This is a genomic window from Serratia sp. NCCP-200, assembly GCF_059697885.1.
In genome coordinates this window covers 294,060-319,826 of record NZ_BAAKUJ010000001.1, presented here as the reverse complement: position 1 = coordinate 319,826, position 25,767 = coordinate 294,060, and the positions used below count along the sequence as shown (strand labels likewise).

Genomic DNA, 25,767 nt, shown 5'->3' with positions numbered 1-25,767 from the left:
TTAGTGCCCAAAGCCCTGCATAGGCTTGAAATCATTGCCGATGATTGGTGCCGCATCGGTTTGTGGTACGTGGCATTGCAGACAGAAATAACGACGTGGAGCGACTTCCCCCAGCACCTTGCCATCGCTGTCCATAAAGTGTGTCGGGCTGATACGCGGTGCGCCAGTGGTGCGATAGTGCTCCACGCCGTGGCACTGCAAGCAGCGGTTAGTGTTTTTGCTAATCTGGTAGCCGTCGACGCTGTGTGGGATCATCGGCGGCTGGTTGACATAGTTTAGCGCCATCTTTTCCTGCTGCTTGGGCATTTTGATCTGCCCTTCAGCCGTGCCGGAAACCTCTGGCGATTGCTTGAGATCGACATCACTGGCGGCAAACGCGGCACTGGCAACTACCAGTGTTAACAGCGCGCCCCACAGGGAAAGCTGCTTTTTCAGGACATTGCTGGTCATTTTTTGGCTCCCGAATAATGAAATTTGCTCTTAATTTCGAATACGTTTTCTGCACAAACGTCGATACAACGTCCGCAGGCAATACAGGCATCACTGGCAACCCGTGGTGTGCCTTTTTTTACTAATAACGGCTCACGCAGGATCTGCGGTTCTGGGCAAACATGAAAACAATCCATGCAGCGGGTACAGTTATCACGCTGCTCCGCGCTGATCTGCACCACACCCTGGCTACCAATGGCGCCATACAGCGCTCCCATTGGGCAAAGATGGCCACACCAGCCGTGTTCGACCACCAGCAGATCGAACAGGAACAGCGCCACAATCAGCCAGATGCCTGCACCAAATGCGGCACCCAGCCCTTTCAGCCAGGCTAATGCCCCTTCCCCGCTGCTGCCGTGGATCAGTCCGCGCCCCATCAGGGCCACCGGATTAATCCATTCCCAGATCAGCGTGCCACTCACGGCACTGCCAACCAGTACGACAAGCAAGATGCCATAGCGCAGGGAACGAGGCAGGCTGGCCGATTGACGCAGGCCTAACTTGCGCCGCAGCCAGGCAGCCAGATCGGTCACCGGGTTGACCGGGCAAACCCAGCCGCAAAACACCCGATTACCGATCAGGCCGTAGATCAGCACCACTACCGCGCCTACCCACACCAACCAAGCTGGCCAATGCCCGGCCAACAGGCTTTGCAGCATCATCAACGGATCCGTTAACGGCACCGTCTCCGCCAATAGGCTGGCGCTGTAGTTACCACGCAGGATCCAGATGCCCCACAGCGGCCCGGAGAGAAACATCAACAAGATCAACAGTTGGCTACAACGGCGCAGGATCAGGAAGCGGTTGCTACGCAACCAGCCATGGCGCAGACGGGCATCACGCCCCGCTTCAGCGACTGGATTAGCCATCATTCACCTCCCTTTACGCCGCGTGCTGGCAATGTGAGGCCTTCCGGCACCAGTGAATGCCCTGCACGCTGCTTTTCCTGCCAGCCCCAGCGATAGTGTTCACCCAATTGGCCACGCGCCAGTTCCATCGGTAACACCTTGATCGCCGCCTGCTCAAGTACACAAGCCTGCTCACACTTGCCACAGCCGGTACAATCCTGGCTGTGAACCGTCGGCAGAAACATGGCGTGCTTGCCGGTACGCTCGTTGTGTTGCAGATCCAAGGTGATGGCCTTGTCGATCTGCGGGCAAACCCGGTAACACACATCGCAACGCAGCCCTTGCCAATTCAGACAGTTTTCATGATCCAGCAACACCGCCAGCCCCATCCGCGCCTGATCGATATCCGTCAGGTTCGGATCCAGCGCACCGCTCGGGCAGGCCACCACACACGGGATGTCTTCACACATCTCGCAAGGGATATCCCGCGCCACAAAGTACGGCGTTCCCGCCGCTCTCGGCGACAGCAGCGTCGCCAGTTTCAGCGTCTGGTACGGGCAGGCTTGCACACACTGACCGCAGCGAATGCAGGCGCTATCAAACGCCCCTTCGGCCAGTGCTCCCGGCGGCCGCAGGGCCAGGCCATCACGTTCCTGAGACTGCTTTTGTTGCAACCCCAGCAGTACGCCTATCCCTGCCAACCCGGCCACGCTGCGCGCAGCATCCCGCAGGAAGCGCCGCCGGGCCGGTGTTTTATCTCGTTGCTGGCTCATTCCGTTGGCCTTATACCTTCTCCAGTTTTACCGCACACTTCTTGAAGTCGGTCTCTTTCGACAGCGGATCGGTAGCGTCCAGCGTCAGATTATTGACCAGTTGCGCGGCATCGAAGAACGGCATATACACCAGGCCTTTCGGCACACGGTTACGGCCACGGGTTTCGACGATGCTCACCACTTCACCACGGCGTGACACTACCTTCACCTTGTCACCACGGCGCAGATTGCGGCTCTTGGCGTCCAGCGGATGAATAAACAGCACCGCCTCTGGGAAGGCTCTGTGCAATTCCGGCACCCGGCGAGTCATCGAACCGGTGTGCCAATGTTCCAGCACGCGGCCAGTGGACAACCACAGATCGAACTCCTGATCCGGGCTTTCCGCCGCTGGCTCGAACGGTAGTGCGAAGATCACGGCTTTGCCGTCTGGCTTGCCATAGAAGCGCATGCTTTCACCGGCCTTCACATAAGGATCGGTCCCTTCACGGTAACGCCACAGGGTTTCCTTGCCATCCACCACCGGCCAGCGTAAACCGCGCGCCTTATGGTACATATCAAAGGCCGCCAGATCGTGACCATGGCCACGGCCAAACCCGGCGTACTCTTCAAACAGCCCTTTCTGGATGTAAAAACCGAAGTCGCGCGACTCGTCGTTCAACTGGTCGGCCGGGATCTCTTCCAGCTTGTACTTGTTCACTTCACCGTTAACGAACAGGACGTCGTACAAGGTTTTACCCCGGTATTCCGGCTTCTGGTTGATCAGCTCCGCAGGCCACACTTCTTCCACCTTGAAGCGTTTGGCAAATTCCACCAACTGCCACAGGTCAGACTTGGCCTCGCCAGGCGCTTTCACCTGCTGATGCCAGAATTGAGTACGGCGCTCGGCGTTACCGTAAGCCCCTTCTTTCTCTACCCACATCGCAGTAGGCAGGATCAGGTCGGCGGCCAATGCGCTCACCGTTGGGTACGGATCGGAAACCACGATAAAGTTGCGCGGATCGCGCCAGCCCGGCATGCGATCTTCGTTAATGTTTGGCCCGGCCTGCATGTTGTTGTTACACATCACCCAGTAGGCGTTCAGCTTGCCGTCTTTCAACGCACGATCCTGTGCAACCGCATGCAGCCCGACTTTTTCCGGGATGGTGCCAGCTGGCAGTTGCCATTTCTGTTCGGCAATCTGGCGATGCTTCTCGTTGGTCACGACCATGTCCGCTGGTAGGCGGTGGGAGAACGTCCCCACTTCACGCGCGGTACCACAGGCAGAAGGCTGACCAGTGAGTGAGAACGGCCCACAGCCCGGCTTGGAGATCTTACCGGTCAGCAGGTGCAGGTTGTAGCACAGGTTATTGGCCCAGACGCCGCGGGTATGCTGGTTGAAGCCCATCGTCCAGTAAGAGACGACTTTCACATTCGGGTCGGCATACAGTTTGGCCAAGGCTTCCAGTTGGTCTTTCGGCACACCGCTTAACTCAGCGGTTTTATCCAGCGTGTACTCCGCCACAAAGGCCTTGTAATCTTCGAAGCTCATCGGCTCCGAAGCATCGCTCCCTGGGTTCTTCGCCGCTTTCTCCAACGGGTGGGTTGGGCGCAGGCCGTAACCGATATCGGTCGCCCCTTTGCGGATATTGACGTGCTGCTTGAGGAAATCCTGGTCAACCGCATTGTTCTGAATAATGTAGTTGGCGATGTAGTTCATGATCGCCAGATCGGTCTGCGGGGTAAACACCATGCCGTTATCCGCCAGCTCGAAGCTGCGGTGTTCAAAGGTGGAAAGTACCGAGACGTTGACCTTATCGTTGCCCAGGCGGCGGTTGGTAATGCGCGACCACAGGATCGGGTGCATTTCCGCCATATTGGAGCCCCACAGCACGAAGGCGTCGGCCTGCTCGATATCATCGTAGCAGCCCATCGGTTCATCCATGCCAAAGGTGCGCATAAAGCCGACCACAGCAGAAGCCATGCAGTGGCGAGCGTTTGGATCGAGGTTGTTGGAACGCAAGCCCGCTTTGAACAGTTTGGACGCAGCGTAGCCTTCCCATACCGTCCACTGGCCGGAGCCAAACATACCTACCGCCTCTGGCCCTTTTTCTTTCAGTGCCCCTTTGAATTTTTCTTCCATAACATCGAAGGCTTTTTCCCAAGTGATGGGAGTAAACTCACCTTCTTTGTCGTACTGCCCGTTCTTCATGCGCAGCATTGGCTGTGTCAGACGATCCTTGCCGTACATGATCTTGGGCAGGAAGTAGCCTTTAATACAGTTTAAACCCCGGTTAACCGGAGCATCCGGATCGCCCTGCGAAGCCACAATGCGGCCATTTTGGGTACCGACCAGAACGCCACACCCGGTGCCGCAGAAACGGCAAGGTGCTTTATCCCATTTGATTTCGTCACCGCTGCCGACCACGGCCTGGGCGACCGTTGGGATCGTCAGCCCGGCAGCTGCGGCAGCAGCCGCGGCAGCGTTCGCTTTCATGAAGTCTCGACGACTGAGTTTCATGGCATTACCTCACCTTGCTCATCCTGCTGGTGATAAACCAGCGACACTGCCAACACGCCTTCCAGATTGCGCGCCGACTCAATTTTTTCCAGCAACGCCTGGGAGCGTGCTGCTTGCATAACGACGACCAGTTTGCCCTGCTGTTGATCCTGTGCCGGAATTTCCGTATCAGGGATTGCCAGCAGCGCCGAGATCAGCGCCGGGAATTTGTCAGGCCGTGCCTGTACCATCAACCCGCTTACGTGCCATTCACTGCTCATTATTTTCACTCCGGGTTATTGCAATCGCCGAGGTCGGGCAACCGGCAACGCAGGCACCACAACCATTGCACGCCGCCGCCTCGAGCGCCGGTTGGGCTATGCCGCCTAACCGTGGCCGAAAACGGATTGCCTGCGTTTCACAACTGTCCTGACAGCTGCGACACTCTACCCCCTGCATCGCCAGGCAAACGGCCGAAAACGACGCCACTTGTTGCCAGGGTTGGTGCTGGGGTGGGTAAAACAGTGGGGCTTCGCAGGCATCTGCGCATTGTCGGCAAAAGGTACATTCCGCGCGTTGGAAATCGATTTCGGGATAACCGCCACTGCCGCTGATCAGTACGCCGGTTTCGCAGGCGTTAACGCAGGCCTGGCACCGGGTACAACCCGCAAGGAAGAGAGGGGCTTCACGCGACCACGGGGGACGGATCGCATCAGTTTGATGACGCCATTGTCCGCTGAGCAATCTGCGTCGCGACAATTCGGCCATTCGGGTTATCCTTCAAAGTTGGCAACACGCGCGCGTGTAAAAAATTATTATAGTGTGACTTTATTATTGTTTGTCTCGCACCTCGGGTAAGAGGCAAGGATAAAATAGGCTTATCGGAGGGGGTAGATAATCACCCTAAATAGGTAAAAGTAGGTATTACTTGCGCCAGATCAATCACTGATAGCCGATATAGGGCATTTTGCCAACGGTAGACCGCCAAATCGCTATTTAATTGATTATATAGCGAAGATTTGTTTTGGCGCTAAATCGGCCGTTTGCTCAAAATCGCCATGCTTTTTGCCAGCAAAAGTTATAATTTGACGGCGCATAACACTCAGGCCTATAACCAGAAGGACGCTTAATTGCTCGTAAAACGCTCAGTGACCGGCAGCCTGGCGAAGGCGCTGATAAGTATCGTGATCCTTTCCGTGCTGTCCACCGGACTGGCACTGACTACCGTGGCCGGCAGCCTGCAAGATGCCGAAGCGATCAATATCGCGGGATCGTTGCGCATGCAGAGCTACCGGTTGGCGTATGAGCTCACTAACGGTTCCGCTGAAGTGCAGCAGCACCTGGTGCAGTATCAACAGTCGCTGATGGCTCCGGCCCTGCTTAAACTCGATCGATTTTATGTGCCTGACGATGTGCGGCAAAAATACCTGACGCTGCGCCAGGCCTGGCTGGTGCTGGAAAAACAGATCCTGGCCGGGAACCCGGAAAACTATCAGGCCAACGTGGCCAGCTATGTTAATCAGATCGACCATTTTGTCTTGGCTTTGCAGCGCTACTCCGAACAAAAACTGACCATCGTAGCGACGATCAGCGTGATGGGCTACATCGCCATCATTGCCCTGGTGCTGTTCTGCATCCGCTTTATGCGCCGCCAAGTGGTCACCCCGCTCAAACGCCTGGTGGACGCCAGCCTGCGTATGCAACAACGTGACTTTAATCATCCGCCGCTCGACGTTTCGTTGCCAAACGAACTGGGCGTCCTGTCGCAAACCTTCACCACCATGTCAGGCGAATTGGCGAAGCTCTACCAGTCACTGGAACAGAAGGTGCAGGAAAAAACCGAGCGGCTACAGCAGGCTAACCGCACGCTAGAGGTGCTCTACAGTTGCTCCCAGGCGCTGAGCGTTGGGCAGTTGGATCAGCGGGCGTTTGAGAAGGTCCTGCATATCATCAAGCTAAGCGAACAATTACATTGTATCCGGCTCAATGTGGAAGACAGCCTAAGCCAATGGCAGGTCAGCAGTGGTGAACCCGTGGCGGAACTGGCCTGGCATTCACAGGTGATCATGCAAGACAACAAACCCTTGGGTAGCCTGAGCTGGCAACATCAGCAACAGCCGCCCCACCCGCACCTGATGCAAAGCGTGACCAATATGCTCAGCCGCGGGGTTTACTTTAACCGCGCACAAAAGCAGCATATGCAGTTCCTACTGATGGAGGAACGCGCCACCATTGCCCGTGAACTACACGATTCGTTAGCCCAGGCTCTCACTTTCCTGCGCATCCAGCTTACCTTGCTCAAACGTACCCTGACAGGCCATTCATCGCAGGCGGATGAGATCATTGATGATTTTGATCGGGCGCTGGCGGATGCCTATCGCCAATTGCGCGAACTACTGGCCACCTTCCGGTTGAGCATTCAGGATGCCGATCTGAACGCCGCGTTGCAGCAGGTATTGGAACCATTAAAACTGCTGACCAGCGCGCGGATTCAGTTACACTGTCGGTTAGCCTCACAGGCGTTGAATGCCCAACAACAGGTTCATGCGCTACAGATCGTGCGTGAAGCCGTGCTTAATGCCATCAAACACGCCGATGCACAGGAAATTGTGATCCATTGCGAAGTCTCCCCCAGCGGCGACAACGAGATCACCATTTGTGACGACGGCTGCGGCATCGACAGCCTGGATGAACCGGAAGGCCATTACGGGCTAACCATTATGAGCGAACGTGCATCGCGCCTGAACGGGACGTTACATATCAGGCGTGGCAATGCCGGGGGCACGGAGGTCTGTCTTAGCTTCCCGCCATAAGGGCTAACAGCATTGCACGGCGGCCATTCGAGCCGAGCGACAATGCTAATTACTACTATATTTTAAGAGTCAGCTTTACTGCCGGCAGTAGGCAGTGGCTTTACTCGCTACAGGGAGCACGTTTTATTGTGATGAATAATTACCGAGTAATGATCGTGGACGATCACCCGTTGATGCGCCGCGGCATCAAACAGTTGCTGGGGCTAGATCCCACTTTCACCGTGGTGGCAGAAGCCAGCGGCGGTGCTGAGGCGATCGCCCTGGCCGCGCAGTTCACGCCAGACGTGATCCTGCTCGATCTGAACATGAAGGGTCTTTCCGGGCTGGATACGCTGAAAGCATTGCGCGATGAAGGGGTGGATGCACGCATCATCGTACTGACCGTTTCCGACTCCCGCAGCGACGTCTATGCGCTGATCGATGCGGGTGCCGATGGCTACCTACTGAAAGACAGCGAGCCAGAACAGTTGCTGGAGCATATTCGCCAGGCCGCCGAGGGCCAGAACGTGATTAGCGATGCGGTAGCAGACTATCTTTCGTCACGCAGCGAGCAACACGACCCCTTTGCCGCCCTCACCGAGCGTGAACTGGATGTGTTGCAGGAAGTGGCGCGCGGCATGTCAAACAAGCAGGTCGCGGCGCAGTTGCATATTTCTGAAGAGACGGTGAAAGTACACATCCGCAATATGCTGCGCAAGCTCAACGTGCGTTCGCGCGTGGCAGCAACCGTGATGTATCTGGAAGCGAAAAGCCAGTAATGCTTCCCCGGCACGCCGGGGAACATTCAACCAATGGCCGCCAACAGCATCTCATGATGCTGATTAACCCAGCTTTGGCTTAGCGGGCCCCAGTTTGCCAACTGGTAATAGCCATCGTTATTACGCTTCCCCTGCTGCACAAACTGCAACTCCAGGCCCAGGCCTGGCAAAGCTTTGAGTACATCCTGCAACGTACGGCGCGGCCAACCGGTCAGTTCCATCAGGCGCGGAACGTTAGGGCGTTCATTGCTGCTGATCAGCCAACACAGATAAAGACGACGAGCAAATACCGGGTTAATTTCCATACTTAACTCCTGCTGAGGAAAACGTCCTGATTATTTCACCGTAACGCAATAAAATCGCCATAATGACGCGTTTCGTGGTGGTGCAATGTGTAACTGTAGATTTCTACTACTGTTATTTACATTATCTCCTTTTTTTCTCCACGCTTTATCTGCACTCGACGAGTAAAGTGCAGTAGCACCTTTGGGTACAATCAAATCCTGCGACAGCCCGGCCATCCATCAGCGCCAGGCGAAAGCATAGGTGATGCTGTCAAAAATAGAATAAGTCACAACGAGGTTCATGCCGCATGGCCAATTTTTTTATTGATCGCCCGATTTTTGCCTGGGTTCTGGCAATTATTCTTTGCCTGACGGGGACGTTGGCGATTTTTTCTCTGCCTGTCGAACAATATCCGAACCTCGCTCCGCCAAACGTGCGTATCAGCGCCTCCTATCCGGGGGCATCGGCACAGACGTTGGAAAATACTGTAACCCAGATTATCGAACAGAACATGACCGGCCTCGACAACATGATGTATATGTCGTCCCAGAGCACCAATACCGGCCAGGCCTCGGTTACGCTGACCTTTGATGCCGGCACCGATCCCAACGAGGCAATGCAACAAGTACAAAACAAGCTGCAAGCCGCCATCAAGCGGTTGCCACAGGCGGTACAGCAACAAGGCGTAACGGTGTCAAAATCGGGCGATACCACGCTGATGATGGTGGCCTTTGTCTCCAACGATGGCAGCATGGATAAGCAGGACATCGCGGACTACATCGTCTCCAACCTGCAAGACCCCCTCAGCCGCATTAACGGCGTGGGCAGCATGGACGTTTACGGTTCACAATACGCCATGCGTATCTGGCTGGATCCGAACAAGCTCACCAGCTATCAGCTCACCACTCAGGATGTAGTCAGCGCCATCAGTTCGCAGAATACCCAGGTCGCGGTGGGCCAGTTGGGCGGATCCCCTTCCGTGGATCAGCAGGCGCTAAACGCCACCATCAATGCTCAATCCCAATTGCAAACGCCGGAGCAGTTCCGCCAGATCACGCTGCGCGTCAATCGTGACGGTTCGCTGGTCACCCTGGGTGACGTTGCCACGGTGGAATTGGGCGGGGAAAACTATAACTACCTCAGCCGTTACAACGGCCTGCAGGCCGCCGGTATGAACATCAAGCTGGCTTCCGGTGCCAACGAATTGCAAACCGACCAGTTGGTGAAAGCCAAGATCGCCGAGCTTTCACACTATTTCCCCCACGGGCTGGAAGCCAAGATCGCCTATGAGACGACGCCGTTCGTCCAGGCGTCGATCCATGATGTGGTAAAAACCCTGCTGGAAGCCATTTTGCTGGTGTTTTTAGTCATGTACCTGTTCTTGCAGAACTTCCGCGCCACGTTAATCCCCACTATCGCCGTTCCGGTGGTGCTGTTGGGCACCTTTGCCATCCTTTCGGCCTTCGGTTACAGCATCAACACCCTGACGATGTTTGCCATGGTGCTGGCGATCGGCCTATTAGTGGATGACGCCATCGTGGTGGTGGAAAACGTGGAACGCGTGATGAGCGAGGAAGGTCTCTCACCCAGGGACGCAACCCGTAAATCCATGGGGCAGATCCAGGGCGCGCTGGTGGGGATTGCCATGGTGCTTTCGGCGGTATTTATTCCCATGGCCTTCTTCGGCGGCACCACCGGCGCCATTTATCGCCAGTTCTCGATCACTATCGTTTCCGCAATGGTGCTTTCGGTGCTGGTCGCCATGATCCTCACCCCGGCCCTGTGCGCCACTATTCTCCAGCCGATCGCCAAAGGCCATCATCACGGCAAGCGCGGTTTCTTCGGCTGGTTTAACCGCATGTTCAATCGCAACACCGAACGCTATGAACGTGGGGTAGCGCGCGTGCTGCATCACAGTGCCCGCTACATGGTGATCTACCTGCTGCTGTTGGCCGGTATGGCGGTGCTGTTTATCAAACTGCCGACCTCGTTCCTGCCGCAGGAAGACCGTGGCGTGTTCACCGTACAGGTGCAGTTGCCAGCAGGTTCCACCCTGCAACAAACCACCAAGGTGGTGGAAAAGGTTGAGCACTACTTTCTGACCGAAGAGAAAGCCGACGTGCTGTCGGTGTTCTCCACCATCGGTGCCGGGCCAGGCGGCAACGGCCAGAACGTCGCACGCCTGTTCTTGCGCCTGAAGGACTGGGATCTACGCAGTTCGGGAGCCAATAGTTCGTTCGATATCATCGAGCGTGCCACCAAGGCCTTTAGCAATATCAACGAAGCGCGCGTTATCGCCAGCAGCCCGCCAGCGATCACCGGACTGGGGAACTCTTCGGGCTTCGATATGCAGCTGGAAGACCACGCCGGGCTGGGGCATGGCAAGCTGATGGAGGCTCGCAATCAATTACTGCAGTTGGCTGGGCAAAACCCGCAGCTATCGCGCGTGCGCCATAATGGTCTTGATGACAGCCCGCAGTTGCAGATCGATATCGACCAACGCAAAGCGCAGGCGCTGGGCGTGTCGATCGACGATATCAACAGCACCTTGTCAACCGCCTGGGGCTCCACCTACGTCAACGACTTTTTAGACCGCGGGCGAGTGAAGAAAGTGTACGTCCAGGCCGGAGCGCCCTTCCGCATGCTGCCGGAGGACATCAACAAGTGGTATGTACGTAACAACAGCGGTGGGATGGTGCCCTTCTCCGCCTTTGCTACCTCCCATTGGGAATATGGTTCACCGCGTCTGGAACGCTACAACGGTAACTCCACGGTAGAAATCGTGGGCGAGGCTGCCCCGGGCGTCAGTACCGGTACCGCGATGGATGAAATGGAAAAACTCGTCAGCCAGCTACCGACCGGTTTCGGTCTGGAATGGACCGCAATGTCCTACCAGGAACGCCTGTCCGGTTCCCAGGCACCGGCGCTGTATGCCATCTCGCTGTTAGTGGTATTCCTGTGTCTGGCGGCCCTGTATGAAAGCTGGTCGATCCCGTTCTCGGTCATGTTGGTGGTACCGCTGGGGGTGATCGGTGCCGTCACGGCCACCTGGCTGCGCGGGCTGGAAAACGATGTGTACTTCCAGGTGGGGCTATTGACGATTATCGGGCTGTCGGCCAAGAACGCCATCCTGATCGTGGAATTTGCCAACGAACTGAACAATAAAGGCCAGGATTTGCTGGAGGCAACGCTGGAAGCCTCGCGCCTGCGCTTGCGCCCTATCCTGATGACCTCACTGGCGTTTATCTTCGGCGTTCTGCCAATGGCCATCAGTTCCGGTGCAGGTTCTGGCAGCCAGCATGCAGTAGGTACCGGGGTGATGGGCGGTATGATTTCAGCCACCGTTCTGGCAATTTTCTTTGTGCCGCTGTTCTTCGTATTGGTACGCCGCCGCTTCCCTGGTAAGGCGCTGCCTCACCATCACGATAGCCAATAGCAGGCGTAAAAAAAGCAGCTTCGGGAAACCGAGGCTGCTTTGTTAAAGACTTAATATTGTTACCCTAGGTGCTTTAAATAAAAACAAACCCAATAGCCTTATTCAAGCTTTAAACCCTATATGGTGTTAGTTACCTAACATCTCATCAATAAAGTCTTTCCAATTTTTTAACTCTCGATCAACCATGATACTTCACAACCTCCGGTTATTGGACGCAGAGATTCTACGCCTGTTTTTTGACCAAGTGAAGCCTTTTGGGAACGATACCATCCAAGAAATCCAGGAGCGGAGCATATTTTCAGATTAATCAGAAACCTACCCTGATGTTACTTTTTTAACGAAACCCGCCGAATAATTTGGATGATCAACGGTCAGCCTTAGCCGAAACAATTGTGTGGCTGATTATTGTTGTAAAATAATCATGACGCGTCGCTATCCCTCTTTTTCCGGCTGCCTGCGCTTGAGAATACGTTGATACCATGGCTGAGGCACGGGGTGAACAATATGTCGCAGCGCTCGGGCGTAATCCATCACCAGCCCTGGCGTCCAGGCCATTGAGAGTGCCCGTCTGCGTACCTGTGCGGCAATCCACAGTTCCGGCATGGTCAAAATACGTAATGTACCCAGCCAACTTTTACTCTGTTTGGCAAGCACGCCATCCAATGAGGCTTCCAAGGCATAGGCAACACTACTGGAGCAGTTACGCGACGTCAGATTGTAGATTTTAGTCAGCTGATAGCCGCTCCAAAAACGTAGCAGTGCCGAGCTGTTATAACTGTGAAACTGGATCTGCCGATTCGAATCGCACCAGTTGGCCGCCTCGGTAACATAGTCCGGCTGGAAGGTGCCGGGCACGTCATTTTCTCGCGTCGCCTTCAACACATTGAGGAACTCTGAAGGAGAACGATCGATATCTGCCGCTGGATACAGGCTGATGTAGATGCTCGGTACCAGTTCCAATGCAGCATGCCCGGTAGAGATAACCCCTTGAGCATCCACGGCCGCGATATAGCGATTAATGACTGGCCGGGGGATTGGGGCCGCACTCGCCGTTCCTTCCGGGGTCCAGATATGGACGGTTAAAGGCTTTTTAAAATCAGTGCTGGGGGCAACCACCTCGGGTGGCCGAGCCGCCGATTTCTTTCCAAAGACGTAAAATATCTCGGTAGGTACCAACAATTCAAACACCGAGGTGCCATCCCTTAAAAGGTTGGCCCGCCTGGCTAATTGCAGGATATTGATGCCACTGACAACCATCAATGTGCCCAGGAAAAACGATATGGTGGCCTTGTAGTGCACCGGATAGGGGCTAAATATGAGCATGGCGAACAGTATCTGAGCAATACCGCTGACCAGCGCATTCTTCCAGCGCGGAAACCGGACGATCCAGGCTGAAGCGATCATAAACAAGCCAATAACGAAATAGGAGAAACCGAATATGATTGCCAGTAGCAAATTACTGTAGGGTTTGTTCGCCAGGATCAGCAGTGCGACAACACAAAAGATCCCGCCCTTGAAATAGAGCACCGCTTTCTGCGCCCCAACCCCGCTAGAGGCAATACTCAACGTGACCAGGCTCTCCAGAAGCATCAGCGCACCAAAAACCTGTAAGGGAAAATAGAGCACGCCATCAAGGCCATCGATAAAGATACCGATCCCCATCAGCCCCCAGATAATCCCGATTACGCCCAAAAATTTGGCTTTGGAGCGCACAAAATCAACGCCGAATAATAACAGGGCAATCTGGATCACTGCTGCAACTCTCCGCAATATGCAAATAATAGGTTCATTTAACTGTCCTGGTGATACTGGCTTGCTTGCCAGTTGCCGACAATAATGCTCTGTTCTTCCTCATCCAGCAGGACGCAGCTGTTATCCACCAACGTTAACCACTCTCCCTGTGGCATCTGGATACGGAATACCAACGGGGGACGGGGTTGAGGGCCATCATTGAGGAGCCAATGGTCACGCAGCTTGCCTTGATCATGCGGATGAACCCATTGCATGACATCATCCATGGTGTCTAGCTTGCTGGGAACCTTCTGCTCAAACAAACTGCCGAGCTCATCTTCCCAGTGCAAAATCCCGGTCCGTGGGTTGAGGCTATAAATCACCCCCTTGCCGGTTATCCGGCCGGTATCTGGGTTAAAACTGTTGGTCGAGTGCTTCAACACCCTGATAAACACGATCAACAACGCCGCCGCGGAAAGGTAGCTCAAGGCTAATAACAGAGACTCATTGAGATGCAAGCCCTTTAGAAAAAAGGGCCCATGCTGATGATTGGTATAGTAAATCACTCCCAACCCAAGAGTGATAAGCGCGAGAGAGCCCCCGCGATTTCCCCAAGCCACAGAAAGCATAATAGCCAAAATAATGGGAAGGCATGCCAAGGCAAAGTAGAGCGCAGCAGCGTTGTGTTGCAGCCAGAGAAGGGGGTAACCAAAGATAAACCAGATCGAAACACACAGCAGCAGCCAAAGTGCCCCTCCCAGAAGACCCGTTTGCAGATTGCAACTGGCAGGTTCCAAGCGCCGATTAACAAACCCCATAATAACGGCTGTAGCAAAGATAATGCCGGTAACATCAGCGATAAAGTTCTGCCAGAACAAGCTGAACAAAGGCTGCTGGTGGATTAGAGCATAACCCCCACCAATAATTAGCGCATCCAGCCCGCTGAAGACCAAGGTTGCAGTGATACAGATTAAAATAGTATGGAGATCGTCATTAAGCCGTGCAAAGCGTCGAACCGCCCAGGCGATCGCTACGTTGGCGGGCATGGATAGCAGGGCATCGATCAGTGATATCAATGGTTTATGCTGCCAGCCCTCCGTCAACAACAAGCTCGCCAACGTCAAAACGACGAACAGGGTTAAATAACTGCGCCAGCGGGACAAAAGAAAGGCGGCAACCGCAACGCCTGAGGGAAACCACACGATAGCGATCGGCGAGTTAGGGTCGTCAAATTTTAATGAGATCAATCCGGCGAAGTAATAGATTATCCCCCATAGCAGCAGGGTGAAAAGTTGTCGAACATACGATGGAACTTGGGGTGTCATTTTTTACTCACTGGTATGCACGCAGGCATTTTGTGAAAAATATCACGTGTTGCCGTCAAGAAAAGCCTGATTAACTATAGGACATTCTACATCAGCATGATGTGAACGTACTATTTCAAACTCATCGGAGATCTATCCAGGCATATATTTCTTTGCGGATGAATAGTGAAGGAGTAACGTTGCTACAGGATTTAGCAAAACACCGTTGAAAGGGAAAATCATGTCTTCGAGTATCACCATCGAGCAGTTGAAACAACAAGGTCGCTATCCGGAAGCCACCGAGCTGGCCCAACAGATGCTGCAACAGGCACCGTTGGATGGCTCGCTGCATTACCAGCTGGCGTGCCTTTACGATGTACAGGGCTTTGAGCAGCAGGCAATCCCCTGCTATCTCGCCGCCTTGCAGCACGGCCTGCCTACACAGTTACGCCAGGAAGCCTGGCTGGGCCTGGGTAGCACCTATCGCGCATTGGGGGAATACCAGAAATCGCTAACCGCTTTCGACGACGGGTTAAACGAGTTCCCGCAGGCCAAGGAGATCACGCTGTTCCGCGCCATGACGCTCTACAATCTTGGGGAAACCAAACAGGCGGTGGCGGATCTGCTGATGCTGTTGGCGGAGACCTCTGCGCATACGGAAATCAGCAGCTACCAGCGTGCTATTCAGCAATATGCTGCGGATTTGGATCGTATTGGTTAAGGGGAGAATATTGAGCTCATCACCGATCTGCGTAACTGTAATATCGACTGGCAACAGTTGGGCGAATTGCTGGCCGCTGCCGGACTGGGCGAGCGTGATCCTCAGGTCTTACAGAAGGTGTACCAAAATAGCCAATTCTGCTATTGGGGCTTTATTGAGGGTGAGTTGATGGCCACAGCCCATGCCATCAGTGACATGACCTCGGTAGCTTATCTGGCCGATGTCGCCATCCATCCGCGCTTCCAGGGACAAGGTTATGGTCAGCAGTTGATGGATCGCGTCATGCAAGATCTGGCTCCGTTAGGTAAAGTGTTTATTTACTCGGTGCCGGACAAATTGGCATTTTATAAGCGATATGGCTTCCACGATCTGACTACCGGCATGGTGTATGCCGATGGGTGCGCGCTGGAGCGGTTACAAAATAGCGGGTATGTGCGTTGAACATCAAACTGCTAAATATTAAGTGAGAAAATAAAAATACTGCTATGAGGACATTTCAAGCAGGCTTATCCCTTAATACACTTAAAGCCACACTTTATGACAATGACTACAAATATCATGATAGTGAATAATTCATAATAACAAAAAACAATATTCATTTGTGTGCTACGGTAGGCTGAGCCTAAAAATAAAAACCCTCAACCTTAAGTTAATTAACTTTATTGTGGTTTTTATCTGTAACTTACTTGCTTTACCATTCCTAATTACCACACAAGCCACGAATGTTATGCTTATAATAAACATGACAAATGGCCCTCTAGTTAAGCCATGGAGGCATATAAGAATCCCTGTATTTAAAATACCTAAAGCCGAGAAGATGAAAACAGTGCTACTTACAATATCGGCAAGAACAAAAATATAATTCTCAAATGTCTCTTCACTCGAAACCCTACCCTCTCCACCATAAACCTCACGCACGGTTTTAGCATACGAGCGTTTTATTTCTAATAGATCCCTATATGAAAAGCAACTTGTTAGGATTAGTTTTCTCGCATTCATTTTCACTTCCATGTTGTAATATAAAATAAAGAATAATATGTTGCACAAGTCATACGAAACTACATCATCTATTCCCAGATGATATTATCAAAAATTGTTGGAGGTTGTCTTGGTAAATTAATATTCGCAGCATAATTACTCTCCCCCGTCTGTGACAAACAATTAGTACTGAGTGGGGCAGTATCTCGTCGCTTTACAGAGAAGGTCAAAACCAAATGTGTTACTCATCTGCGGACCTGAAAATACAGGTATCTCCCTGTCAATGATGAACACATCGTTGTCTGGATTTAAACTCCATTTTCCCGCATTATCTGTTCTATAACCAAGTGGTATAACATTGTGACCCAGTCTGCCACTCAGTACAGATTTTGACGATTAAAAGGTAGCTTTTACGCCATGACAGACAAACCGCAGCACACCTCGCTGACCATGTTCGGCATCAACATTCCCTGTGCGTTACACTAATTTTTCATCATAGCTACGGAGGTATCCTCATTCCGCCCCCCATCACTCAAGCAAAGTAGCTACATTTGATCACTTTCGTAGAGATTGCTATCATGAATAAGCGAATTAAAGTAAGCACGATATAATGATCACGCTTTTTATTTTAAAGGGATTTTTTTTATATGGATAATTATTTCGGTTTTCGTGAACAAGTGAAAAACTACTACCTTGAGATGGCACTTGCAAACTCTCATGAGTTAGGCCGTTTGGCTAACAGAGCATCTGCTTTTTATCTAAAAAATGCACAATCAAGATTTTCATTTCAAAAAGAAATTGATGATCTGATCAATCATCATATATCGACTTGCCGTGCAGCAACGACTCAAGAAGGGCAACGCAATGCATTTGTCTGTCTAAAAACTGAGCATGATTCTTTAAGAATGCAGTATGAGTCGTTACAACTTAATAAGGTGGCCAGAGCTGTATATTTGGAAATAAAAAAAGAAAACGGCGTATACACATATGTTGTTAAAGCAATCGGCGTTGTCGCAGGACTATCACAAGTGACCTCTGGGTTAGCTATGGTGCTAGCATCAGAAGTCACTTTCGTTAGTGGTGTTACGGGCGTTTTACTTATTTGTCATGGAGCGAATAACATCTACGAAAACTTACAATTTTTCTTCACGGGTGAGGAAAATACAGGTTACTTAAGAGACCTATATCGCTGGGCATCTACCAACGTAGGTTATGGTGAACGTGGTGGCGATATTCTATATGCAGGCATAGACCTGTCCCTTTCATTAAAAGCTTTATTTGGCAAGGCAGTAGTACCAAATAGTAGAAGCTGGTTAGGTATAAGTGGTAGAGGACCAGATACTGAAAGATTATATTATGCTATGTATAACGATGCGGTTACTGGCTTTAAAACCATGGGGAAGTTCTCACTCTCATTGGAGATAGTGAGCGATGCTATTACTATAAAGGGAGTAATGAAATAGCTCACTAAGAAATATGTGACTTACACAAAAATGCAAATTAATTTCTCATTTTAACTTTTCATTTCTTCTGTCTTTCACAAAAAAATACAAAGACTTAATGTAGAGCCTCATTGGAGTTAGGAAATAAGAAGGTATTACAATCATAAAGCACATAAGAACTATAATTCCAAAACCAAAAACACCATCTTTGGAAACTGTTCCAATTGTGAAAATAGTTAGTATTACCCCTAAGATGATACTTGCTCTGAGGGTTCTTCTACCTATATCTCTAACTGAATATAGAATATCGAGTTGAAAAACATTAGCATTATTTTTTATTTTTTTTATTTCACTCCTAGTGAAATAAGACTCCAAAAGGAGTCTATCAACGCTTTTTACTTTTTTCATTAGTAAACCCTATCATCCCAAATGCTATAACCACTGGTTCCAGCTATATGATGCTGCCAAGAAATGCTTTCGTACTTCAGTGATATACTTTCTTGCGGTTGTGATTCGTTATGGGTTGATGAATTTGGGTAAAAAATGTTAACGTCCATAATCGTAACGTTAGTCAACTTGATGGAATAAAATAATTCACGCCCACCATTCTGGTTGGTTCTATATATATCTATAATTGCATCCAAACGTTCATTGTTAGATATTGCGATACCAATTAAAGGTGAAGACTTATCGATTGGCTTAACGATAACGAACGGATGATGGCTAACGTGCTGCTCTCGACTCATTGAATGATTGAGTTGATGAAGGTAAATTTGATCTGTATGCCCCGCTTGGTATAAATTTCCGATGGAATCTTTAGTGGAACATCCCGCAGAAATCAGCCCCTGCTTTGCACCTTTCAAAGTTAGAAAAATGTCATTTGCCATATCAAAATCCTTTTTTATAAAGTCACTACGTAAGCATCACACGAGACTCAATATTATATACAAAACAAACGCTTTTTAACATCACAACTCAACATAATCAAGTGTAAAGACAATGACGCGATCATTAAAAACCACCAACACATCATTAAAATCAATATGAAAAAGCTATTTACCCATGTTTCATGAATGTAATCACCCGGAATTAGTGGCGTTGATTAAAACTATAGGTTTACCTTATTATTTTACAGGGATACTAATACAGATCAAAACAGCACCCTACCGGAGGATTGGCAAAACAGACTCATAGCTCTGACAAACCTTAAGGCGTTGCAAGCCTAAACACCCCATCTGCATGATCCGCCCCTGGCCGTCTGGATCTAAGCCCCGTTTTCCCGCATTATCTCTATATAGACGAGCGGTACCCTCACTCATCGTTCCGTACAGATTTTGACGATTAAAAGGTAGCTTTTACGCCATGACAGACAAACCGCAGCACGCCTCGCTGACCATGTTCGGCATCAAAAATTGTGACACCATCAAAAAAGCCCGCCGCTGGCTGGAAGAACAGGGAGTGGCTTATCAATTCCACGACTATCGCGCAGACGGGCTCGACGAGCAGCTGTTGCGTGATTTTGTCACGCGCCTGGGTTGGGAACCCTTGTTGAATACTCGTGGAACCACCTGGCGTAAACTGGATGAAGCCCAGCGCAATGCCTGCGACAATGCCGATGCCGCCATCGCCCTGATGCTGGAGCAACCGGCCATGATCAAACGCCCCTTGCTGGATGATGGTAAAGGACATGCCCTGCTAGGCTTCAGCAGCGAAAGCTATCAGCAATTTATTACCGAGGTTAACTCATGATCTGCCCTGTTATCGAACTGGCGCAACAGCTTATCAAGCGCCCTTCCCTCAGCCCACATGACGAAGGCTGTCAGGAGTTGATGATCGCCCGCCTGAAAGCGATCGGTTTTACCGTCGAACCAATGAACTTTGGCGATACGCAAAACTTCTGGGCCTGGCGCGGTCAGGGCAGCACGCTGGCGTTTGCTGGCCACACCGATGTGGTGCCAACCGGCGACGAGAAAAATTGGGATAACCCACCGTTTGAGCCCGTCATCCGCGACGGCATGCTTTATGGGCGCGGAGCCGCCGATATGAAAGGCTCCCTGGCCGCCATGGTGGTAGCCGCAGAACGCTTCGTTGCCGCCAACCCCAACCATCAGGGCCGCCTGGCGTTTTTGATCACCTCAGACGAAGAGGCCAGCGCCACTCATGGCACAGTGAAGGTAGTGGAAGCCTTAATGGCTCGCAACGAACGCCTTGATTATTGCCTGGTCGGCGAACCTTCAAGCACCGAGCGGGTCGGAGACGTGGTGAAAAATGGCCGCCGTGGCTCGATCACCGCCAATCTGCGTATACATGGCGTTCAGGGGCACGTCGCCTATCCACATCTGGCCGATAATCCGGTTCACCGGGCTATGCCTGCGTTAAACGAACTGGTCGCCATTGAGTGGGATCAGGGCAACGAATTCTTCCCGCCAACCAGCATGCAAATTGCCAATGTGCAGGCCGGGACCGGTAGCAACAACGTGATCCCCGGTGAAATGTTCGTGCAGTTCAACTTCCGCTTCAGCACCGAGCTTACCGACACCCTGATCAAGCAGCGGGTGCAGGAACTGTTGGATCGCCATAACTTGAACTACAGCATCGACTGGTGGCTGTCTGGCCAACCTTTCCTGACCGCACGAGGCGCTTTGGTCGATGCCGTGGTGAATGCGGTAGAACACTATGCCGAGCTCACCCCGCAACTACTGACTACCGGCGGGACTTCTGATGGCCGCTTTATCGCTCAGATGGGAGCACAGGTGGTTGAGCTGGGGCCGGTCAACGCTACCATCCATAAAGTGAATGAATGCGTACATGCGGCCGATCTGCAGTTACTGAGCCGCATGTATCAGCGTATCATGGAGCAACTGGTCGCATGATCAGCGCAGAAATGCTCACCGGGCGCTCAACGGAGCATCTCACCGTACTGAGCGGCAATCACCGGCTGCAACCCGCTGCGGTGGTGGCCTTTCAGGCCATGCAGCAGGCGGCTAAAATGGCAGGCTTCGATCTGCAACCGGCCAGCACCTTTCGCGATTTTGACCGGCAACTGGCGATCTGGAATGGCAAGTTCTGTGGAGAGCGGCCAGTATTGGATCACAATAGCCAGCCGATGGATATCCAGCCACTGTCTGCCGCCGAGCGTTGTGAAGCCATTTTGCGTTGGTCGGCCCTGCCGGGTGCCAGCCGTCACCACTGGGGCAGCGATCTGGATGTTTACGATCCGTCGCTGCTGCCCGTTGGGCAAAAGTTGCAGTTGGAGCCGTGGGAATATGAAGCCGGTGGTTATTTCCATCCGCTAAATCTTTGGCTGACTGCACATATGGCCGAGTTTGGCTTCTATCGCCCGTTTACCGCCGATCAAGGTGGAGTGGCGGTGGAACCCTGGCATTTAAGTTATCGCCCGCTGGCGCAAGAGGCCGAGCATTTACTGACGCCCGAGCTGCTGCTGGCGGCCTGGCGAGATAAGGACGTTGCTGGTGCAGCTTGGCTCGCAAGCCATCTGCCCGCGATATTCTCGCGTTTTGTTCGCCCTGAAGGAAAGGTGTAAACATGCATTGGTTAGCTGACTACTGGTGGATAATCCTGGTGATATTGGCAGGTATTATCATTAGCGGGATCAAGGAATTACGCCGCCTGGATCATCGAAAATTCCTGGCCAACAAGCCTGAATTGCCGCCCCACCGCGATAACAACGCCAAGTGGGACGACGAAGACGACTGGCCGAAAAAGCCATAACCTCAGGGCGCACATAGCGCCCTGCTGTTTATTTAAAAGCGATCAGATCGCCCCGTTTACCAAACATCGCCTCTTCCCAATAGCGCTGCGGCACATAGTAATGCAAACGATCCAGAGCAGCATTCATCATGCCCGAACTGATTGCGTGCCCGACGCCAGGTTCAATATCCAATGTCACATCTGCGCCAACGGCCTGTAACTGAGCTTCAGCCGCTTGCGCATGTTCCGCAGCAATCACACCGTCTGTCTCACCATGGATCAGGTGTACCACGCTGTCACCAACGTCGGCTTGCGGTAACTGGGCAAAACGACCGCTGAAGGCCACTACCCGCCCGGCCAGCTTGGCTTCGGCTTTTAGCCCCTCCAGCGCCATGATCGAACCCTGCGAAAAACCAACCAGCGCGGTACCCGCGTAGCCCACTCCGCTGTGCTGCTGCCAGTAGCGCACGGTTTCAACAAAGGTTGGCATCACTTCGGCAATGCGCTGCGCGCGGTTGTGTTCGGTGATCCCCTGAACCGAGAACCATTGGCGACCCTCACCGTTGCCAAAAGCGAATGGGCCACCAATACTCACCACCAAGGCCTGCGGGAAATCTTTGGCGAAGTAACTGCCGATCTCCCCCATCGCCACCGGGTTATCTCCCACGCCATGAAACAACAGTATCAGTTGCTCTGCCGGTGTTGCGGGGCTTTGGACAACGAAATGCGAATGTTTCATAGGGGACTCCTCAGGTTAGAGACATCCGGGACAGACCCGGCAACTGCCCTTACTATACGCCGCGAAGAAATCAGGAAAATCGGGTTTTATTGAACAACTCTTTCCATTTATTGCAACGACTGCGCCCACTCCTGCCAGTAGCGGCAATGTTGCGCATTAAGCTGTTGCAACGCCTGCCCAGCCTCTTGTCGCCAAAGCCGCAGCAAGGCTTTTTGGCCACTCAGGCCATATTGGGCAGCGCACTGGGCCACGGTTTGTTGTTGCTGCAAATGCGCGCGCAATGCCGCACAGGGCAATGAGCTGTTCAACAACAAACGTTGTAGTGCCCCCAGGCTAGCCTCCAAGGGGCGATGGGCAAAGGCAAAACCGGCCAGCTCGCGCCAGTCTTCTTCATTTAATAGCGGATCGGTATCATCGTCGAGCTCCAGCAACAGGTCGCTACGTTGCCGCAACCAGCGCCAATCCCGAGCCAGGTGCTTATGCGCCGCATGGCACAGCGCCTCTCCTTGCTCAGTAATGGCCAGCAACGCCATGGCGGTGTAACAGCCACTGCTGGCCTCCGGTTTGTTGCCAATCCGCACCAGGGTGAAGCCACAAGATTGCCAAAACCGCCACAGCGGCTCGGTATAGCCGAAGCTGACGGAAAGAAAATCCAACCCCTGCGAGTCACGTTTTTGCTGTTCCACCAACCGGCTGGCGATCCCTTGCTGGCGTAACTCCGGCAACACGGCGATACGGGTAATGCGACGGGAACGCAGCGTAGGTGCCCACCATTGGCCGCTATGTGCCGCCAAGGATTGAACGACCAGATTGCCACGTGGCCTTCTGCGGCCCGCCCACACCTCATGGGCCAGTTCAACCGATAAGCCGCCCTCATCTACCAGCCATAACGCCCCGACCACCTCATCTCCCAGTGACGCCGCACTGAAGTGCATCCCGGGCGCATCCATCAGACGGCGTAAATCCAGCGGTGAGGTTCTATAGTGTGCGCTACAGAGCAACGCATAGAAACGCCGTAACCGTTGCGGATCGGCGCACAGTTCAGCCTGTTCAATAGCACTAAAAGTGGGTGACTGCCCTGCCACTGCCCATGCCGGTTCCTCGTTGAACAGCAAGGCGTGATCGATAATCCGCTCCAGGGCATCACCCGCAGCCCAACGCATCGGTTGCTGCAAGCTTAACGGCTGCCACTGCGGTAAGGAGGCGCAGAACTTCAGTAAAAATCCGCGCCCCGTTCCTTCATATCCCTGCACCGTAGTTGTCAGCAATACGCGCGGGAAATAGTCCATTAACTGTTGCAGTAAAGGTCCAGGGATCGCTGCAGCCTCATCCACCAGCAGCCAGCCAACACCCTCTGCACCCTGTTCAGAACAATGCTGTAGCAAAGCATCCGGTGCCCAAAACTTGGCCCGTCCTGCGGCCCACTCGCTGGCTACGTCGGTAGCGGCGCGACTCGGGCCGGTGATCCAACAGGTTAACGGGCTGCTGGCCATCAACATCCCCGCCACCGTTGATTTCCCCCGGCCACGCGCAGCGGTTAATACCCAGATCCCAGACTCGGCCGCCAACAAGCGGGCCAAAATGGCCTGCTGTTCCTCACTCGGATTACCCTGGGGAGCCTGCCAAGCTGGCCGTGATGGTAAGGGAGCCAGGCACAACGGTTCACCTTGCCGCCAGATAGACACTTCGCTATCGGCCAGCAAGCGTTGTTGCAGATGGTGGATAAAATGGGGCGTGGCAATTGGCTGTGGGCAATCGCTCCAGCGCAGGCTGTCACTATCAGGCTGCTGCGGCCAACTTTGCCAAGATGGTACCAGCAACAATAACCAGCTACCGGCTTGTAATGTCCCGCAAAGCTGGGCCAGCGCTTCGACATCCAGCTCCGCTAACGCATCAAACACCGCATGCAATCGCTCCTGCCCCAACAGGATTCTGACCGCGTGACTCGCCAACGCATCGATTCCTGCGGGCACGTCATTACCGACCCAAGGCCAGTCACCCGGCACCTGTGCCGCCAGTTGCTGCGCCTGATCTCGGCACCATTGCGATTCGCCGCTGATCACCAACAACCGCCGAATACCCTGCTGCTGCATGCGTTGTTGCATTACCTGAAACATGAATATTGAGACCTGAAAGCAGAGTGCCGGGCTCTAGGCACCGGCACTGAGTAATATCAACGGGAGGCGAAGGTGTTGCAGGTATTAGGGTCGCCGCTATCGAACCCTTGCTTGAACCAGGTATAACGCTGCTGCGAAGTGCCATGCGTAAAGCTGTCTGGCACCACTCTCCCTTGGCTTTGCTGCTGCAAACGGTCATCACCAATCGCCTGCGCGGCATTCAATGCGGATTGCAGATCGCCTGCTTCCAGCATCTGCTGTTTCTCGGCGTAATGGCCCCAAACGCCAGCAAAGCAGTCGGCCTGAAGCTCCATTTTCACCGACAGGCGGTTAACCTCTGCCTGACTAGCCCCTTGCTGCATCTGGCGAACCTTGCGCTCAATCCCCAAGAGATTCTGCACGTGGTGGCCCACTTCATGCGCAACCACATAAGCCTGGGCAAAATCACCGCCAGCGCCCAGCTTGGTTTTCATATCCTGGTAGAACGAGAGATCGATATAGACCGTGTCGTCAGCCGGACAATAGAACGGCCCCATCACCGATTGACCGGTGCCGCAGCCGGTACGCGTCGCGCCCCGGTACATTACCAGTTTCGGATCCTGATAGTTTTTCCCCATCTGCTTGAAGATGCCCTGCCAATTATCTTCGGTAGAAGCCAGCACCACCGAGGTAAACTTGGCTAATTGATCGTCTTGCGGGCTGATGCTGGCGCTTTGCTGCTGAGACTGCGGGGAGACATCTCCGCCATTCAGCAGAGGAGTCAGGTCTACCCCGTAGTAACCGGCAACCAGCACCACGACCAGAATGATCAGGCCACCTTTGCCGCCGATAGGTATCCGGGGGCCGCCGCCGCCCAGACCTGAAGACTGCCCACGGCGATCCTCGACATTGTCACTTTCTCGACGCCCTTGCCAACGCATAAATAAACTCCAGAGATGATTTTTAATAATCGTAGGAAACTTGCCCTGGTTACTATTATAAGGCGTTCGCGGCGAAGGGAATGCAGTAATTTTCTGGAAAGTAGGGATTGGGGAATTGGGTGCCTGGATTTGATGCTTTACCCCGTGCCTTCTCCCAAAGGACCAAGGGGATATAACGTGAAGCCAGCGTGCCGCAGATTAACTCCAGGCCTGAAAACAACTCTGG

At 52.9% G+C, this 25,767-nt stretch carries 25 protein-coding genes; 10 read left to right on the top strand and 15 right to left on the bottom strand.

The window, feature by feature from the left end; genetic code table 11:
- The 6 genes from napB to napF are packed head-to-tail and all read right to left on the bottom strand — an operon-like array spanning position 1 to position 5,354.
- Positions 1 to 450 (bottom strand): nitrate reductase cytochrome c-type subunit, encoded by a 450-nt coding sequence (gene napB, locus AC6HVW_RS01475; protein ID WP_021178725.1) that lies wholly within the window; start codon positions 448 to 450, stop codon positions 1 to 3.
- Entirely contained in the window at positions 447 to 1,358 is a 912-nt protein-coding gene (gene napH / locus AC6HVW_RS01470) for a quinol dehydrogenase ferredoxin subunit NapH (protein ID WP_071683833.1), read from the bottom strand. The genes napB and napH overlap by 4 nt, the downstream gene beginning before the upstream one ends.
- Positions 1,358 to 2,110, bottom strand: a complete 753-nt coding sequence (gene napG, locus AC6HVW_RS01465; protein WP_497569245.1) for a ferredoxin-type protein NapG — start codon at positions 2,108 to 2,110, stop codon at positions 1,358 to 1,360. The genes napH and napG overlap by 1 nt, the downstream gene beginning before the upstream one ends.
- A 10-nt stretch (positions 2,111 to 2,120) precedes the next feature.
- The gene (gene napA / locus AC6HVW_RS01460; protein WP_071683834.1) at positions 2,121 to 4,607 is read right to left on the bottom strand and encodes a nitrate reductase catalytic subunit NapA; all 2,487 of its coding nucleotides are present in this window, start codon (positions 4,605 to 4,607) and stop codon (positions 2,121 to 2,123) included.
- A complete protein-coding gene (gene napD, locus AC6HVW_RS01455) occupies positions 4,604 to 4,870 on the bottom strand; it encodes a chaperone NapD (protein ID WP_166735081.1) in 267 nt (88 codons plus the stop codon). Before napD ends, napA begins: the two co-directional genes overlap by 4 nt.
- A complete protein-coding gene (gene napF, locus AC6HVW_RS01450) occupies positions 4,857 to 5,354 on the bottom strand; it encodes a ferredoxin-type protein NapF (protein WP_021807093.1) in 498 nt (165 codons plus the stop codon). Before napF ends, napD begins: the two co-directional genes overlap by 14 nt.
- Before the next feature lie 362 nt (positions 5,355 to 5,716).
- Between napF and narQ the strand changes: the two genes are divergently transcribed.
- Both narQ and narP read left to right on the top strand, forming a co-directional pair.
- On the top strand, positions 5,717 to 7,399 hold the full coding sequence (gene narQ / locus AC6HVW_RS01445) for a nitrate/nitrite two-component system sensor histidine kinase NarQ (protein WP_071683835.1): 1,683 nt from the start codon (positions 5,717 to 5,719) through the stop codon (positions 7,397 to 7,399).
- Positions 7,400 to 7,524: 125 nt separating this feature from the next.
- Positions 7,525 to 8,157, top strand: a complete 633-nt coding sequence (gene narP / locus AC6HVW_RS01440; protein WP_059201467.1) for a nitrate/nitrite response regulator protein NarP — start codon at positions 7,525 to 7,527, stop codon at positions 8,155 to 8,157.
- Positions 8,158 to 8,183: 26 nt separating this feature from the next.
- On the opposite strand, the gene AC6HVW_RS01435 is transcribed toward narP, so the two are convergent.
- Entirely contained in the window at positions 8,184 to 8,462 is a 279-nt protein-coding gene (locus AC6HVW_RS01435; RefSeq protein WP_071683836.1) for a winged helix-turn-helix domain-containing protein, read from the bottom strand.
- Positions 8,463 to 8,749: 287 nt separating this feature from the next.
- On the opposite strand from AC6HVW_RS01435, the gene acrD reads away from it, so the two are divergent.
- The gene (gene acrD, locus AC6HVW_RS01430) at positions 8,750 to 11,878 is read left to right on the top strand and encodes a multidrug efflux RND transporter permease AcrD (RefSeq protein ID WP_071683837.1); all 3,129 of its coding nucleotides are present in this window, start codon (positions 8,750 to 8,752) and stop codon (positions 11,876 to 11,878) included.
- Between the two features lie 126 nt (positions 11,879 to 12,004).
- Here the strand turns inward: acrD and ypfM are convergent, their stop codons facing one another.
- From ypfM to AC6HVW_RS01415, 3 genes are all read right to left on the bottom strand, one after another.
- Complete coding sequence (ypfM, locus tag AC6HVW_RS01425; RefSeq protein ID WP_137751254.1) at positions 12,005 to 12,064, bottom strand: protein YpfM; 60 nt, start codon at positions 12,062 to 12,064, stop codon at positions 12,005 to 12,007.
- Positions 12,065 to 12,310: 246 nt separating this feature from the next.
- Positions 12,311 to 13,630, bottom strand: coding sequence for an HdeD family acid-resistance protein (locus tag AC6HVW_RS01420; protein WP_071683838.1), 1,320 nt, complete (start codon positions 13,628 to 13,630; stop codon positions 12,311 to 12,313).
- A 38-nt stretch (positions 13,631 to 13,668) separates the two neighbouring features.
- Positions 13,669 to 14,934 carry an MASE1 domain-containing protein gene (locus AC6HVW_RS01415; RefSeq protein ID WP_071683839.1) on the bottom strand — a complete coding sequence of 422 codons (1,266 nt, stop codon included), beginning with the start codon at positions 14,932 to 14,934 and terminating at the stop codon, positions 13,669 to 13,671.
- A 220-nt stretch (positions 14,935 to 15,154) separates the two neighbouring features.
- Between AC6HVW_RS01415 and AC6HVW_RS01410 the strand changes: the two genes are divergently transcribed.
- From AC6HVW_RS01410 to AC6HVW_RS01400, 3 genes are all read left to right on the top strand, one after another.
- Positions 15,155 to 15,634, top strand: coding sequence for a tetratricopeptide repeat protein (locus tag AC6HVW_RS01410; protein WP_071683840.1), 480 nt, complete (start codon positions 15,155 to 15,157; stop codon positions 15,632 to 15,634).
- A 9-nt stretch (positions 15,635 to 15,643) separates the two neighbouring features.
- Positions 15,644 to 16,075, top strand: coding sequence for a GNAT family N-acetyltransferase (locus AC6HVW_RS01405; protein WP_071683841.1), 432 nt, complete (start codon positions 15,644 to 15,646; stop codon positions 16,073 to 16,075).
- 1,184 nt (positions 16,076 to 17,259) lie between these two features.
- Entirely contained in the window at positions 17,260 to 18,075 is an 816-nt protein-coding gene (locus AC6HVW_RS01400) for a DUF4225 domain-containing protein (protein ID WP_071683843.1), read from the top strand.
- A gap of 45 nt (positions 18,076 to 18,120) precedes the next feature.
- Here AC6HVW_RS01400 and AC6HVW_RS01395 read toward each other — a convergent pair whose 3' ends face one another.
- Together AC6HVW_RS01395 and AC6HVW_RS01390 are read right to left on the bottom strand one after the other, a co-directional pair.
- Complete coding sequence (locus tag AC6HVW_RS01395; protein WP_037376382.1) at positions 18,121 to 18,462, bottom strand: hypothetical protein; 342 nt, start codon at positions 18,460 to 18,462, stop codon at positions 18,121 to 18,123.
- Positions 18,462 to 18,941, bottom strand: coding sequence for an Hcp family type VI secretion system effector (locus tag AC6HVW_RS01390; RefSeq protein ID WP_071683844.1), 480 nt, complete (start codon positions 18,939 to 18,941; stop codon positions 18,462 to 18,464). The genes AC6HVW_RS01395 and AC6HVW_RS01390 overlap by 1 nt, the downstream gene beginning before the upstream one ends.
- 475 nt (positions 18,942 to 19,416) lie before the next feature.
- On the opposite strand from AC6HVW_RS01390, the gene AC6HVW_RS01385 reads away from it, so the two are divergent.
- Genes AC6HVW_RS01385 through AC6HVW_RS01370 form a run of 4 tightly spaced genes read left to right on the top strand, consistent with a single transcriptional unit; the run spans position 19,417 to position 21,786 of the window.
- Entirely contained in the window at positions 19,417 to 19,803 is a 387-nt protein-coding gene (locus AC6HVW_RS01385; protein WP_071683845.1) for an ArsC family reductase, read from the top strand.
- Complete coding sequence (gene dapE, locus AC6HVW_RS01380) at positions 19,800 to 20,927, top strand: succinyl-diaminopimelate desuccinylase (protein WP_021807105.1); 1,128 nt, start codon at positions 19,800 to 19,802, stop codon at positions 20,925 to 20,927. Before AC6HVW_RS01385 ends, dapE begins: the two co-directional genes overlap by 4 nt.
- Positions 20,924 to 21,598: a M15 family metallopeptidase gene (locus AC6HVW_RS01375; RefSeq protein WP_071683846.1), complete on the top strand. Its 675-nt coding sequence runs from the start codon at positions 20,924 to 20,926 to the stop codon at positions 21,596 to 21,598. Before dapE ends, AC6HVW_RS01375 begins: the two co-directional genes overlap by 4 nt.
- A gap of 2 nt (positions 21,599 to 21,600) precedes the next feature.
- Positions 21,601 to 21,786, top strand: a complete 186-nt coding sequence (locus tag AC6HVW_RS01370) for a YpfN family protein (protein ID WP_021178743.1) — start codon at positions 21,601 to 21,603, stop codon at positions 21,784 to 21,786.
- A 28-nt stretch (positions 21,787 to 21,814) separates the two neighbouring features.
- Here the strand turns inward: AC6HVW_RS01370 and ypfH are convergent, their stop codons facing one another.
- The 3 genes from ypfH to ypfJ form a co-directional block, all read right to left on the bottom strand.
- Positions 21,815 to 22,504, bottom strand: a complete 690-nt coding sequence (gene ypfH / locus AC6HVW_RS01365; protein ID WP_071683847.1) for an esterase — start codon at positions 22,502 to 22,504, stop codon at positions 21,815 to 21,817.
- A gap of 107 nt (positions 22,505 to 22,611) precedes the next feature.
- The gene (locus AC6HVW_RS01360) at positions 22,612 to 24,621 is read right to left on the bottom strand and encodes a tRNA(Met) cytidine acetyltransferase TmcA (RefSeq protein ID WP_497569244.1); all 2,010 of its coding nucleotides are present in this window, start codon (positions 24,619 to 24,621) and stop codon (positions 22,612 to 22,614) included.
- A gap of 56 nt (positions 24,622 to 24,677) precedes the next feature.
- On the bottom strand, positions 24,678 to 25,541 hold the full coding sequence (gene ypfJ / locus AC6HVW_RS01355) for a KPN_02809 family neutral zinc metallopeptidase (protein WP_071683849.1): 864 nt from the start codon (positions 25,539 to 25,541) through the stop codon (positions 24,678 to 24,680).
- Positions 25,542 to 25,767 lie beyond the last annotated feature (226 nt).